Source organism: Anaerococcus kampingae (genome assembly GCF_046365475.1).
GTDB lineage: Bacteria > Bacillota > Clostridia > Tissierellales > Peptoniphilaceae > Anaerococcus > Anaerococcus kampingae.
Genome location: NZ_JBGMEF010000019.1, coordinates 126737 through 139660, shown reverse-complemented (window position 1 = coordinate 139660; position 12924 = coordinate 126737). Strand labels below are relative to the sequence as shown.

General features: G+C 33.1%; 14 protein-coding genes and 1 tRNA gene. 2 read left to right on the top strand and 13 right to left on the bottom strand.

The annotated features are described in order from the left end of the window. Positions 1 to 3 precede the first annotated feature (3 nt). From ACCQ42_RS06170 to ACCQ42_RS06135, 8 genes are all read right to left on the bottom strand, one after another. A complete protein-coding gene (locus ACCQ42_RS06170; RefSeq protein WP_410035676.1) occupies positions 4 to 597 on the bottom strand; it encodes a response regulator transcription factor in 594 nt (197 codons plus the stop codon). Next, on the bottom strand, positions 578 to 1735 hold the full coding sequence (locus ACCQ42_RS06165) for a histidine kinase (RefSeq protein WP_410035675.1): 1158 nt from the start codon (positions 1733 to 1735) through the stop codon (positions 578 to 580). Before ACCQ42_RS06165 ends, ACCQ42_RS06170 begins: the two co-directional genes overlap by 20 nt. A 2-nt stretch (positions 1736 to 1737) precedes the next feature. Then, the gene (locus ACCQ42_RS06160; RefSeq protein ID WP_410035674.1) at positions 1738 to 2376 is read right to left on the bottom strand and encodes a hypothetical protein; all 639 of its coding nucleotides are present in this window, start codon (positions 2374 to 2376) and stop codon (positions 1738 to 1740) included. Beyond that, a complete protein-coding gene (locus ACCQ42_RS06155) occupies positions 2373 to 3086 on the bottom strand; it encodes a beta-carotene 15,15'-monooxygenase (RefSeq protein ID WP_410035673.1) in 714 nt (237 codons plus the stop codon). The genes ACCQ42_RS06160 and ACCQ42_RS06155 overlap by 4 nt, the downstream gene beginning before the upstream one ends. Beyond that, positions 3083 to 3745 (bottom strand): ABC transporter ATP-binding protein, encoded by a 663-nt coding sequence (locus ACCQ42_RS06150; protein WP_410035672.1) that lies wholly within the window; start codon positions 3743 to 3745, stop codon positions 3083 to 3085. The genes ACCQ42_RS06155 and ACCQ42_RS06150 overlap by 4 nt, the downstream gene beginning before the upstream one ends. A gap of 180 nt (positions 3746 to 3925) precedes the next feature. Further along, a tRNA-Leu gene (locus ACCQ42_RS06145) sits at positions 3926 to 4012 on the bottom strand. 31 nt (positions 4013 to 4043) lie between these two features. Further along, complete coding sequence (locus tag ACCQ42_RS06140; protein ID WP_410035671.1) at positions 4044 to 4601, bottom strand: phosphatase PAP2 family protein; 558 nt, start codon at positions 4599 to 4601, stop codon at positions 4044 to 4046. Next, positions 4601 to 5905 carry a CapA family protein gene (locus ACCQ42_RS06135; protein ID WP_410035670.1) on the bottom strand — a complete coding sequence of 435 codons (1305 nt, stop codon included), beginning with the start codon at positions 5903 to 5905 and terminating at the stop codon, positions 4601 to 4603. The genes ACCQ42_RS06140 and ACCQ42_RS06135 overlap by 1 nt, the downstream gene beginning before the upstream one ends. Positions 5906 to 6015: 110 nt before the next feature. Between ACCQ42_RS06135 and ACCQ42_RS06130 the strand changes: the two genes are divergently transcribed. Next, positions 6016 to 6378, top strand: a complete 363-nt coding sequence (locus tag ACCQ42_RS06130; protein ID WP_410035669.1) for a PaaI family thioesterase — start codon at positions 6016 to 6018, stop codon at positions 6376 to 6378. Between the two features lie 43 nt (positions 6379 to 6421). Here ACCQ42_RS06130 and ACCQ42_RS06125 read toward each other — a convergent pair whose 3' ends face one another. From ACCQ42_RS06125 to ACCQ42_RS06110, 4 genes are read right to left on the bottom strand one after another with little or no spacing between them, the layout of a single operon-like run. Then, entirely contained in the window at positions 6422 to 7177 is a 756-nt protein-coding gene (locus ACCQ42_RS06125; RefSeq protein WP_410035668.1) for an iron ABC transporter ATP-binding protein, read from the bottom strand. Next, positions 7174 to 8169, bottom strand: a complete 996-nt coding sequence (locus tag ACCQ42_RS06120) for an iron chelate uptake ABC transporter family permease subunit (protein ID WP_410035667.1) — start codon at positions 8167 to 8169, stop codon at positions 7174 to 7176. The genes ACCQ42_RS06125 and ACCQ42_RS06120 overlap by 4 nt, the downstream gene beginning before the upstream one ends. Positions 8170 to 8171: 2 nt before the next feature. Then, complete coding sequence (locus tag ACCQ42_RS06115; protein ID WP_410035666.1) at positions 8172 to 9143, bottom strand: ABC transporter permease; 972 nt, start codon at positions 9141 to 9143, stop codon at positions 8172 to 8174. Positions 9144 to 9145: 2 nt separating this feature from the next. After that, positions 9146 to 10213: a siderophore ABC transporter substrate-binding protein gene (locus ACCQ42_RS06110; protein WP_410035665.1), complete on the bottom strand. Its 1068-nt coding sequence runs from the start codon at positions 10211 to 10213 to the stop codon at positions 9146 to 9148. 149 nt (positions 10214 to 10362) lie between these two features. On the opposite strand from ACCQ42_RS06110, the gene ACCQ42_RS06105 reads away from it, so the two are divergent. Further along, the gene (locus ACCQ42_RS06105) at positions 10363 to 11265 is read left to right on the top strand and encodes a diacylglycerol/lipid kinase family protein (RefSeq protein WP_410035664.1); all 903 of its coding nucleotides are present in this window, start codon (positions 10363 to 10365) and stop codon (positions 11263 to 11265) included. Positions 11266 to 11305: 40 nt separating this feature from the next. On the opposite strand, the gene ACCQ42_RS06100 is transcribed toward ACCQ42_RS06105, so the two are convergent. Further along, entirely contained in the window at positions 11306 to 12919 is a 1614-nt protein-coding gene (locus tag ACCQ42_RS06100; protein ID WP_410035663.1) for an alpha-amylase family glycosyl hydrolase, read from the bottom strand. Positions 12920 to 12924: the final 5 nt, after the last annotated feature.

Sequence of the window (12924 nt, the reverse complement as noted above, 5' to 3'; positions counted from 1 at the left end):
TTTTTACATAACAGGGTCAATATAACCAAGCTCCATTGCCTTGTTATAGGCTTCTATAGCATTATTTACTCCTAACTTATCATAAATATTAGCCAGGTGATTGTAAAGAGTTCTCTCGCTGATAAAAAGTTTTTGGGCAATTTTCTTTTTATCAGCACCTTTTACCAGCTCCTTTAATACTTCTATTTCTCTTTGGGTAAGAGGCTCAATAATCAAAGTCTTCCTAGATGGGCTTTTGCCTTGGTAAACATTTTTAAGTCTTACTAGCATTTCCTCAATTTCGATAGACTTATTTATAAAATCCCTTACTCCCAAGTCAAAAGCCATATCCTTGTAATTGTCTAAGTCATAAGATGTTAAGACTATTATATTTTGTTTGGGATTTTCAGCTAGCAAATCTTCAATTAAATCAAGGCCTGTCTTATCATCTTTTAAATTTATGTCAATTAAGAAAATATCATAGGGATCTTTTTCTGTCATTTTTAAAAACTCTTGGACTTTTGATACATAAGTACATGAAATTTCTTCTTGCTCTTCTAAAAGCATATTAAGAGACTGACCAAATAATTTATGGTCATCAAGCAAAATAATTTTCATTTCCTTCCACCTCCAAGGAAACTTTAGTTGTAAGTATATCTTTATTTAAGCTATAAGAAATATTTCCTGAATTTGAATCTATCAAAAGTTTAAGAAGCAATACCCCTCTTTTGGATTCCTTAATTTTATTAAAATCAGAAAGGTTTGCACCATCACTTTCCATTTCTATATAAAGATAATTTTCTTTTTTATAAAGTTTGTAAGATAAATACTTGGCATCGGAATGCTTATATACATTATTTATAAGTTCCTTTGATATTATTGCAATCAACCTAATTAATCTTTTATCTTCTGTTAGATCCCTATCGATATATTTGCTAATTTCAATATTTTTATCTGGATATAGACTTCCTACATTATCAAATATAGCTAATAGAGATGTTTCCAAATTCGCTTTTTCAAATAAAGAAGATTGGTAGAATTTCATTATATTTCGTGCTTTTTTCTCAAGTTCCCTTAGAATGTTTTTAGTATATTCTATATCTGGATTTTTTGAAGACAAATAATTTTTACTTGCAAATATATCTTGGATAATATCATCATGAATAATTCTTGCAAATTCATCTCTTTCACTCGCCATATAATCTGATAGGTAATAAAGTTTGAAAGTTTTATCATATGCTAGCTCTTTTTCCTTTAAAAATAGAATAAAGAAAAATTCTGTAATAAGGAAAATTATCTGGGTAAAAATATTAATCATTACAGTTCCTATATCAAATAAATAAATCACTGCAAAAATAAAAAATACAAGTCCAATAGTAAATATTTGGGTGGATTTTCTAGATATTGGCAAGATATTTATATATTTTATATTCTCCAATACCAGGTATTTTTTTATGAATAAACTTGTTGAAATGATGCTTATGAGAGCGAATATAAACTTATAAGGCAAATCATTTATTAAAATCAAATTTAATGGTAATAATGATGTGAAAATTACCAAAACAGAAAATCTCTGAGGTATTTTTTTATTTGAAATTTCAGTGTATATAAGTCCATACAAGGTAAAAAATAAAATAAGTGAAACTGCATTTAAAATCGGGCCCTCTTTTGCTAACAAATTGTTTTTAAAAAGAAGACCCCAAAATAAAATTATCATTAAATGGATGCTTACAATTTTTTCTAATTTCTTATACATATCTAATAGTAGCTAAGAACAATCCTTTCTTTATTTGTATTTATACCCAAAATTATTATTACTGATCCTAAAATCAAAAGCTTAGTTATCAAGTAGCAAGGAAAGGAATTTGTAAAATTATATACTAGGATCGATGCAATCATGATTACTAAGGATAGTCCTATCAAACGAATTTGGAGAGAATTTACTTTATTCATGTTTCTAGTATTAAGAATTACAAAAACTATTATTAGAGTGTAAAGAAAACTTGATGTAATTAAGTTTATACCAATAGTTAAGCTTAGATCAAGTTTAACTAGGTTTAATATAAGGCTTGGAAGGACTATTATCAAAGCCCCTAAATAAATACTAAACAAATATTTGGCTAGAATTTTTTTTATAGAAAGTCCATTTGCAAGTAAAAATTCAAGTTTTTTGCTAATCTTATCTGATACCAAGGTGTTTTTAGCTAGTTCTACTCCAAACATTAGGAAAAGTATTAAAATCCCATCAATTTTAACTATATTCATGACCTTATTTATTTCATAACTTCCTCCATCGCCAAAAAACAAAGCCATAAAGGAGCAGATTAGTGCCATAAGAGACATTAATAAGGAATTTTTATCTAAAAGCTTTTTTAAATCGTTAATGACTAAGATCATGACCATGATCCTTCTTTATTAAGAACAGATTCATTGTTCATTTTAGACAAATCTTTCATAGAAAAAACTACAAAGATTAATCCTAAGCTAATATTTATACCTAATATTATATAAATAAGATTTAGATTATATCTTTCTATTAATGATAGAATTTTTCCTGAAAATGTGCCTATCATGTAAATTAAAATTGTTGTTCCAAAGAAAACTATATTTTTAAAAAACTTAAAGTTTTTTTGAGATAAAGATATAAGGTTAAAAAATAGTATTTCAAAATATGTCATTCCTATCATTGTCACAAATATCCCCACAATCCACTTAAATTCGATCTGTAAGTCTACTAGGACATAAGTTAGGAAAAATAATAAAAATGTAATTATAGAAGATAGTCTCCACATTTCTAGCCCATAGGCTTTAATCACAGCTTTTATATTAATTCCTGACCCTAGGATAAATTCAATACGTTTATTTAGTTTATCCTTGACTGTAAGATTTACAACCATAGAATTAGACATAAGAATTGAAATTCCAAGCATTAGTACATATAGCATTAATATAATATAATCATTTCCTCTTGAATCAAAGGTCCCATTATATAGTAAAAAAATAAAGCCTAAGGAAATCAAAGTAAATAACAATAAATTTAAAATAAAATCTTTATCTTTAGTTATATAGTATCGACAAGCCCTATTAATATTCATCTTATCATTCATTTTGAACCCTCCTCAATGAATAAATCTTCTAAGCTTTCTCCTTGAATTTCGTCTATATTCTTCGTAAAAAGCAGCTCTCCTGATTTTATCATAGATACTTTATCGGCTACTTTTTCAATTTCAGAAAGATCATGGCTGGTAAGAACTATTGTTTTACCCTCATTTTTTAGAAGCTTAATAAGCTTTCTTATCTCAACCCTTGATATTGGATCAACCCCACTAGTTACTTCATCTAAAAATATTATCTCTCTATTCATCATTACAATAATTAACAAAGATAATTTTCTCTTCATACCCTTAGAATATGTTGAAACATTTCTACCCAGATCATTTGTAATTTCTAACAAGTCAGAATATTTTTGATAAGAATCTAGACCATAGCCGAAATATAAACCGTATAATTTAATGTTTTCAAGTCCTGTCTTATCTTCATATAAGTAGTCATTTTCAAGTAACATTGCATGACTTCCCTTAAGTCTAACCTCACCACCATATTCTTCATAAAGACCAGTAAGTATCCTAAGTAAAGAAGTCTTACCAGAGCCATTAGGACCAACTAGAGCATGGACCGTATTTTCTTCAATTTCTAAAGAAAAATTATTAAAAAGCTTCTTATTTTCGAAGTTCTTACTCATATTCTTCACTTCTATCATATTCATAAAATCACCTCTTTATTATATTCTAAATAATTAGAGTAAATATTACATGAGTAAAAACTGCAAAGTTTTTTTGGTAAAACCTTATTTATAGACAATAAAAAAATCTATTGAAACTTGTTAGTAACAATAGATTCCTAAATTAATATAAAGTTTATTATTTAAATCACTTATAAAACATAATGGTGCCGGTGGTGGGACTCGAACCCACACGCCCGGTTGGACAACAGATTTTGAGTCTATCTCGTCTGCCAGTTCCGACACACCGGCCTAAATGCTTACCAAATTATTATATCACATTTTAGGCCCAATGTAAATTATATTTTTCTTTTATTTGCTTATATTTTTGACTTTCGTATATTTTTATGGCTAGGATTCCTATTCCTATGCCTATTAGAGCTCCTACTAGAACGTCTGTTGGGAAATGAACGTATAGATAGAGTCTTGAGAAGGCTATTAGAACTGCTAGGATATTTGTGTATGTTTTTAGGAGTCTTGACTTGTTTAGAAGGCTTATTATTGTCGCAAAGGTGAAGGCGTAGGATGAGTGGCCTGATGGGAAGGAATTGTCTGATAGCTTGTGGATTAATAGGTCACTAAAACCTGTCACTTCGTAGGGTCTTGGCCTTGCTACGATGTTTTTTACTAGGATATTTACAATTATGAGATTTAGGATAAAGGCAAGGATCATTACCTTGCCTTGTTTTTTTAAATCTCTTGCTGCTAAGAATATTATTATAAAGCTTATCCAAATTAGTGATAAGTTTCCCAAAGATGAAATAGTGACCATAAATTTATCTAGGGGATTATTTCTCAAGCCTTGGATGGCATTTAGGATTCCTATTTCAAAATTTTCCATTATTCCACTCCTGTATTTGCTGTCTCTAGAGTCATGTCGTAGGCTTGTTTTATCCTTGCCCTTTGGTTTTCATTTACATAATCGTAGTATTTTCCACCATCTAAGAAGTCTTCTGCTAGGTAGGTCTGAACGTTTCTGCCGAAATCATCATAGGTCGTTCCTACCCAAAGTGGGTGGAAGATTACATCTGAGATTTTTTTATCTCCGCTATTTAGGTCCTTTTGAAGTTCTATTTCTAGAGCTAGGGCTTGTTCTACCCTGATGTCTTTGTTATTTTCCAGGCTTTGGAAGGAGACAAAATTACCTAGAGCGTAGGCTATTAGGCCTTCTCTGCCATCTTCTGCCTTGTAAAGCTCAACTGGCTCTACTACGTGTGGGTGGTTGCCTATTACTAGGTCTGCTCCCCATTCTATCATCTTTCTACCTAGCTTTATCTGAGTATCTACAGGATATGAATGATATTCCACTCCCCAGTGTGGATAGACTATTACAAAGTCGGCTCCCTGGGCCTTGGCCTTTTTTATATCTTCTTTTACCTGGGTCTCGTCTGTTAGGTAGTTTAAATTTTCTACTTCTTCCCTTGGTACTATAAGATTTTCCCTACCATTACAACCATAGGTGTAGGCAAGGATGGCAATTCTTATACCATTTATCTTCTTAGTTAGGATTTTTTCTGACTCATCCCTCATGCTTCCCACATAAGAAAGACCTGCATCTTCTACAGCATCCATGGTTGAAAATACTCCCTCAAGTTCTGTATCCATGGAATGATTGTTGGCAGTTGTAACTACATCAAAGCCAGCATCTTTAATAGCTGTAAGGAAGGATTCTGGTGAATTAAATCTAGGAAAGCCTGCATAAGGCTGGTTCGGATTTGTTGTTGTCTCGCAATTTCCTATTGCTAGGTCTGAATCTTTAATAAAATCAGATACATATTCAAAAGACTTGGAAAAATCATAAGATCCACCACCTCTGTTATAGGCATATTGGATTTGGGCAAGGTGGGCCATTATGTCCCCAACGGCCTTGATTTTTACCTTTTTAATGTCCGACTTTTTTTCCTTTGAACTTGCTTCTTTTTCTTCGACAGATTTTTCAGCTCTTTTAGAAGCTTCTATTTCTTTTGGGGCAAGTTTTTTAGCCTCTTCTTCTATCTTTTGATTTTCTTCTGCCTTGTTCAAATTGTTTATTAGATCAGCCACATCGGTGTTTTTATTTTCATTCGCATCGTTTTTTGATCCACATCCTACAAAAACTACTAGACTTAATAACGTTAAAATAAATGATAAATATTTCTTCTTCATAAACTCTCCTTATATACACTATACTATTTACTAGTATTAATCACTTATTATTAGTTGATGAAAGTTATTCTAATTATAATATAATTATAGGGTAGAATAAAGGAGTTTTTATGAGTTTTAGTGATTATTTTGATATGGAGAAAGAAATTATAGATGAAAATTGTCTTATTTTAAGAATTCCCTTCAAGGAGGATTACTTAAATAAAATAGGTGCAATCCACGGTGGGGTTATAATGACCCTTGCTGATAATGCATCAGGTGACCTTGCCAATTCATTTGGAATGGTGGCCCCTACTCTTTCGATGACCACTCACTTTTTAAGACCAATTATTAAAAGTAAGTATATTTATGCTAAGGCAGAAATTCTTAAAAAGGGCAAGAGAATTATAACTGTAGATTGTACAGTTTATGGTGATGACGAGAAAATTGCAGCCACCACTAGGACTGAGTTTGCTGTGACTAAGAAAAAATAAAAGGCTAGGCCCATGATAAGATTTTTATCAAAAGGCCTGGCCTTTAATTATATACTGCAATTTTTCCTTTTGCTGAATCTAAAACGCTTATGTCTGTATCAAATATTTCCGTTAAAACATCTGCTTTCATTATTTCATCAACGCTTCCAGATAAGACTAGCTTGCCATCTTTCATGGCTAGTATCCTATCTGAATAAGCTGCTGCAAAGTTTATATCGTGGATTACCAATAAGATTGTCCTGTTAAACTCATCGCAGGCTTTTCTTAGGTATTTCATCATTGATACACTTCTTGCAACATCCAAATTATTTAAAGGTTCATCTAGTAAGACATACTTGGTATCTTGAGCTAAAACCATAGCTACGTAGGCCCTTTGCCTTTGACCGCCTGATAGCTCATCAAGATACCTGTGTTCTAGGCCTTTAAGGTCCAGAAAATCTATATATTGATCGATTATCTCCATATCTTTAACGGTAAGCCTACCCTTTGAATATGGATACCTCCCAAAGGAGATTAGCTGACGTACGGTAAGTTTAGCTGTGAAGTGATTTTCTTGCCTTAAGATGGATAAAATCTTGGCAAGTTCGCCGCTATGACAGGTACAAACATCCATGCCGCCAATATTTATACTTCCTAGGTCCATATCAAGGAGCCTTCCTATCATAAGAAGAGTTGTAGACTTACCAGCTCCATTTGGGCCTATTATAGAGTTTAGGCCGCATTCTTTTATCTTAAAATTAATTGGACCTATCTTAGTCTCACTACCATATATTTTTTCTACATTTTTTACTTCAATCATTCGCTCCTCCTTCTAAAGATTACTAACAAGAAGAATAATCCACCTACTAGCTCTATGAGTATTGATACCACTCCATTTGCATTGAAAATATGATTCATTACAAAATATGCAAGAGTGATTATAAAATAGGCAAAGACCAGAGCCATAACTAACAAATATTTATGGTTATAGGACTTGCAAAACTCATAGGTTAAACTTACTACCAAAAATCCAAAGAAATTCATTGGCCCAATTAGGGCTGTTGACACACTCATGAGGATTGATACTCCTATCAAGGCTAGTATTGTTGACTTCTTATAGTCAAGGCCTAAATTAGTTGAAACTGCCTCTCCTAGGCTTAAAACATCAAGCTTTTTAGCATATGCAAAGATTATAAAAGCTACTATAAATACGATTATAGCTGAAACTAAAAAATATGATGAATCAGCATTATTTACGGAAGCAAAGAGCTTAGCTTGAAGAACATCAAACTCAGATGGGTTTAAGAGCCTTCTCATAAAAGCTGAAATAGACCTTAGGCCTTGGCCTAAAATAATTCCTACTAGAAGAAGGAAGTCAATATTTCTATTTGAGCTTAAGATGCTTGAAAATAAGGCCACACTCACTATTACCATTATAAGTATCTGACTTATGTAGTAGGTCATACCTGTCATTGCTGTAAAAGCTGTAACTCCTAAAAAGTACATAGTGGAAGTATTTATTGTTGAGTAAATAGCCTCAAAGCCAAGAAGTGATGGAGTTATGATTTTATTATTGGTAACAGATTGAAAAATCAAGGTTGCTAAAGCTTGGCAAGTTGCTGCTATAAGCATAGCAATTATTGAATTTTGTCTTCTTTTTACAACTGGCAAAAATGATGGGGAATCAATTGGCACCGGGTTATTGTAGGTTAACAGTCCATAAATGTTTAAAAGTGTAAGGCAAATTAAAAAAGCTAAGATAAGGAAATATCTTGTTTTATCCTTGCTTTGTCTAAAAGATATTTGATTCATATTTAACTACCCACTTTCTTTCTAAACAAGAGGATTAAAAATGAAATAGATCCCAAACTTCCCAGAATAAGAGAAACTGGTACTTCAAAAGGCGCGATTATTGTCCTAGATATGAGGTCTGCTATGATTATAACAAGCATGGAAATCAGGGCAATATATGGCAAATTCTCCCTAAGATTATCTCCCCTATAGATTGATACCAAGTTTGGAATTATTATCCCAAGGAAGGGAACATTTCCAACTACACTTGCCACAAGACCTGTAGCTAGGGATATCAAAACATTTCCAACTAGGATTATCCTCTTATAATTAAGGCCTAGATTGGTTGATACTGCCTCTCCAAGGCCTGCTAGGGTTAGCTTGTCAGCATAAATGTAAATAATAACCGATATTATTATAATAAGGTATAAGTATTCATATCTTCCTTTTTGCATTGGTGCAAAAGATCCAGCAAACCATACTTCAAGAGATTGCATCATATCAAATTCTAGGGCTACAAAGGTAGAAATTGCAGATACAACCGCCCCCATCATAATGCCTATTATCGGAACGAACAATGACGATTTGAACTTAATATTTCTTAAAAGGAGAAAGAATACCATCGATCCGATAAAGGCAAATACGATTGAAAAGCTTGTTCTTATAAAAAGACTAGCTGAAGGGACTAAAATATAGGCAAGGATAAGACCAAGCCCAGCCCACTCTATGGTGCCTGTTGTAGTTGGCTCTACAAGCTTGTTTTGACTTATAAGCTGCATCACCACTCCTGCCATACTCATGGCAAGGCCTGTTAACATGAGGCTAAGGGTCCTTGGTATCCTTGTTATAAATATCATCTTCCATCCTTCAGGGTTTTCCCTAATATTATAGGCCCCTGTAAAAATAGATAAAATTGCAAGTCCAAAAACCAAAAGTAAGAGAAAAATTAAATTCTTATCTATTAATTTTTTATGACTAGGATTTTGGCTTTTCATACTTATTTAGAAAATAATTCCTTAAGGCCTTCAAATATTTTTATGAAAGTTTGAGGAGATTCGTTTGTGTAGGTATCAGCAGGTGCATAGTATACCTTAGAATTTTTAATAGCATCTGTTGATTTTAAAGCTTCGCTTCCTTCTATAACATCCTTAGCAGGGGTTGATTCTTCACCTTCCTTAGTAACAGCAGCATCCCTATCTAGGACTAAGAGGTAAGCTGGGTTAGACTGAGCGATAGCCTCTACAGATATGTCATCTCCCTTGTGGTCTGTTGATGAATTTTCTACTTCTATAGCAGGTTTTAGGCCTAGAATTTCATATAGTGGACCCCAAACCCTACCAAAACCTGGAGCAGAGTATCCGATTTCTCCACCATTTACTACTACAGACATTACAGTGCCTTCCTTGTAGGCTTCCTTAGCTTCTGCTATAGATTTGTCTAATTTCTCTATAAGAGCCTTTGCTTCATCTTCCTTATCAAATATTTTGCCAAGAGATTCTAGAGAATCTTTAAAACCATTAACTAAGTTTTCGCCAGGATTTGCCGCCTTATCACTCACATCCCAGTTTAAATCGATAACATCAGCATTTGGGCAAAGCTTTTTAAGCTCTTCTGTATATTTACCAAATCTTTGTCCAACTATAATTAAATCTGGGTCAGCTGCAGCAATTACTTCAAGGTTTGGCTCTTTGTGGTTTCCAATATCTTGGATTTCATCGTTTTTAACAAAGCCGCTTGTAGCTGGCATAATTGGTTTTGGAGCAGCTACTGGTGTAATTCCCCATTCTTCAAGTGTTTCAAATGTTCTATTGTCAAGAGCTACTACCTTTTTAGGGTTTTTCTTTACTTCGACTTCGCCAGTCAAATCTTTTATTTTAACTGTAGCAGAATCTGAAGCTGTATCTTTAGCTTCTTCTTTGTTCTCATCCTTAGCAGCTTCTTCTGGCTGAGCTTGTTGTTCAGTTTGAGCTGCTTCTTCCTTTGGAGCTTCTTTCTCAGCTCCATTTCCACATGCCGAAAGGCTAATTGATGCTAATAACATCGCAATAAGTAATTTGTTTTTCATTATATCTCCTTATGAAATTGATTATTGATATCATAATCATAGCATAAGAAAATTTTAAAGTCAAATATATTTTGAAAATGATTCTTATTCGCATTATAAAATAGCTTTTATAATCTAAAATTATTAGTATAGTCATCTTAGGATTTATTATGAGAAAGATTTTATTTATTATTAACTCAAAGGCAGGTAAAACTGAATTTGACATAAAAAAAGAAGATATAGAAAATACCTTTAGGAGGGTCAAAAGGCTATCAGAAATTGAGGTTGTTAACACAAGATACAAGAACCACACCAAATATCTGATAGATGCTTTTGATAGCCTGGATTATGACGAGAAAGTTGTCATAATTTGCGGTGGGGATGGGTCTCTTAATGAGCTAGTAAATGTAGCCTATGGCAAGAATATAGCTATCGGCCTTATTCCAATGGGTACAGGCAATGATTTTGCAAAAAATTTTGATTATGATTCCTTTAAGCTCACTGACCTCTTAGATTTTAGGATTAAGCCAATAGATTTGATTAAAGTGAATGACTTTTATTCCATAAATGTAACAAGCATTGGCTTTGATACCCAGGTTTTGGAAAAAGCTTATGAATATTTGGACAAGAAGCCAAAACTAGGAAAGAAAGCCTACCTAAAAGCTACACTTGCAAGTCTTATAGATCTAAACTACGAGAACTTAAGCTTTAAATTAAAATTAAAAGACAGTTCGCATTTTGAAATATCTGGTGAGTATTTAATTTCTGCCCTATGCAATGGATCCTATTATGGGTCAGGTTTTAACCCTGCTCCTGAGGCTAAAATAGATGATGGTTACTTAAACCTTATCTTAGCTGATAAAATACCACTTCCAAAGCTTCCTGGCATGATTTTAAAGTATAAAAAAGGTCGCCACCAAGCTAGTAAATATCTCAGGGAAATTGAGGTTACAAAGGGTAAAATCATTTCTCCTAAGGAATTTATTGCTAATGCCGATGGGGAAATTTTTAGGGCCAAGGAAATTGAATTTGAAGTCCTTCCAAAGGCCATTAATTGGGTTTATTTTAATTAAAAAAGCTTATCATCTCAAATTGAGATTGATAAGCTTTTTATTATTTAGCCTTTTTGCTTCTTAAAATATATATAAGTATAAGAATTATAAAGCCAAAACCTAAAAGCCAATACAAATTAGGCTCAAAACTAGATTTTGTTTTGAAATCTTCTGGCAGGCTTGATTCTTTGGAAAGTATTGCCGTTCCCCCATCGTCTCTTGAAGGAATTTTTAAAGTTACTTTATTGCCGCTTAGCTTAACTTTTTTCTGATTGTAAAGGTCATATAAGTTTTCATCAGATTTTAGGTCAAAGCTAATAGTTTTTTCCTCATCACTAGTATTTAAGCCGATAATTAACTCACTATCTCCTAGGCTCCTAGCAAAAACAGATACTCCATCATCCATGTATAGACTTTTCCTATCGCCTCTTGCAAAAATTTCTGGATATGTCTTCCTTATTGCAATTAGTTTCTTATAGTGGTCTAGGATTGGGTTATTTTCAATCTTTGCCCAGTCAAAATCATACCTATTTTCGCTGAATATTCCCTTATCAAAATTGTCCTTTTTTCCTGATTGGCCGATTTCTTCACCATAATATATGACAGGTTGGCCCTTTGCTGTGAGTTGTAAGGATGAAGCTACTAAAAATTTGCCTACATCCCCACCTAGTCTCACTTTTAGGAAACCATCTTCATCGTGGGATGATAAGAATTGGCCCATTTGCCTATCTTGGCTTATCTCTGAATTTCTCTTAGCTAGTTTGCTTTCAGTTTCAGAAATCTTGCCACGAACAAAATCTTTTGCCAAGTCCTTAAAGTCAAAGTCTAGGAGAGAATCCATCATACTTGGGTCTAGATATCCTCCATCCTTTAAAATAGAAGCCCCAAAATTTTCCCCTATCATTTTTATATCTGGCTTAGCTTTACGAGCCTCAGCCTTGAAATCCTTCATAGCCTCGTAGTCTACATGCTTAACTGTATCGACCCTAAAATAGTCGATTCCATTTCCCTTTGCAGTCTTTATATTTTTTAGCCAAGCAACTTGCCAGGCAATTATCTTATCTCTAACGCTCTTATCTTCTGTTTTAAAATCTGGCAGACCAGCAAGTTCTGTTTCTATATCACCAGCCCCGCTTTTTTCCCTGTGCATACCGGCAAATGGTCCTTGGTTTTTAGTTCCATAACCTGAATGATTGATTACTACATCTACCATTAGCTTTATGCCATTATCATGGAGGGCATCGATTAAGTTTTTAAAATCATCTTCACTACCCAAATGTGGGTCAAGCTTGGTAAAATCTTCTGCCCAATAGCCGTGGTAGGCAAATTGCTTGCCTCCCTTATCAGCCATCATATTTGCATCTATATTTTTTACAATCGGTGTAATCCACAAGGTCGTAATTCCAAGATCTTTTAGATAAGGAATTTTTTCTATTATTCCTTTAAAATCACCACCATGATAGGCTTCTAAGTGCTCTTTATCAAAGGACCCTTCTACATTAGCTGGATTGTTATTAGATTCATCTCCATCAAAAAACCTATCGGTCATTATCATATAGATAATTTCTTCATCCCAGTCTGAATTTTTCTTATTTTCTTCTGCAAAAGACTTAGGTGCTAATATTAAGATTAAGGCTAAAAATATACTCGATAGCCTAAAAAATATTTTTTTCACTGCCC

Excerpts from the sequence above, each read along its gene's own strand:
- ACCQ42_RS06170 (WP_410035676.1), bottom strand. The coding sequence starts at position 597 with ATGAAAATTATTTTGCTTGATGACCATAAATTATTTGGTCAGTCTCTT.
- ACCQ42_RS06165 (WP_410035675.1), bottom strand. The coding sequence starts at position 1,735 with ATGTATAAGAAATTAGAAAAAATTGTAAGCATCCATTTAATGATAATT.
- ACCQ42_RS06160 (WP_410035674.1), bottom strand. The coding sequence starts at position 2,376 with ATGATCTTAGTCATTAACGATTTAAAAAAGCTTTTAGATAAAAATTCC.
- ACCQ42_RS06155 (WP_410035673.1), bottom strand. The coding sequence starts at position 3,086 with ATGAATGATAAGATGAATATTAATAGGGCTTGTCGATACTATATAACT.
- ACCQ42_RS06150 (WP_410035672.1), bottom strand. The coding sequence starts at position 3,745 with ATGAATATGATAGAAGTGAAGAATATGAGTAAGAACTTCGAAAATAAG.
- ACCQ42_RS06140 (WP_410035671.1), bottom strand. The coding sequence starts at position 4,601 with ATGGAAAATTTTGAAATAGGAATCCTAAATGCCATCCAAGGCTTGAGA.
- ACCQ42_RS06135 (WP_410035670.1), bottom strand. The coding sequence starts at position 5,905 with ATGAAGAAGAAATATTTATCATTTATTTTAACGTTATTAAGTCTAGTA.
- ACCQ42_RS06130 (WP_410035669.1), top strand. The coding sequence starts at position 6,016 with ATGAGTTTTAGTGATTATTTTGATATGGAGAAAGAAATTATAGATGAA.
- ACCQ42_RS06125 (WP_410035668.1), bottom strand. The coding sequence starts at position 7,177 with ATGATTGAAGTAAAAAATGTAGAAAAAATATATGGTAGTGAGACTAAG.
- ACCQ42_RS06120 (WP_410035667.1), bottom strand. The coding sequence starts at position 8,169 with ATGAATCAAATATCTTTTAGACAAAGCAAGGATAAAACAAGATATTTC.
- ACCQ42_RS06115 (WP_410035666.1), bottom strand. The coding sequence starts at position 9,143 with ATGAAAAGCCAAAATCCTAGTCATAAAAAATTAATAGATAAGAATTTA.
- ACCQ42_RS06110 (WP_410035665.1), bottom strand. The coding sequence starts at position 10,213 with ATGAAAAACAAATTACTTATTGCGATGTTATTAGCATCAATTAGCCTT.
- ACCQ42_RS06105 (WP_410035664.1), top strand. The coding sequence starts at position 10,363 with ATGAGAAAGATTTTATTTATTATTAACTCAAAGGCAGGTAAAACTGAA.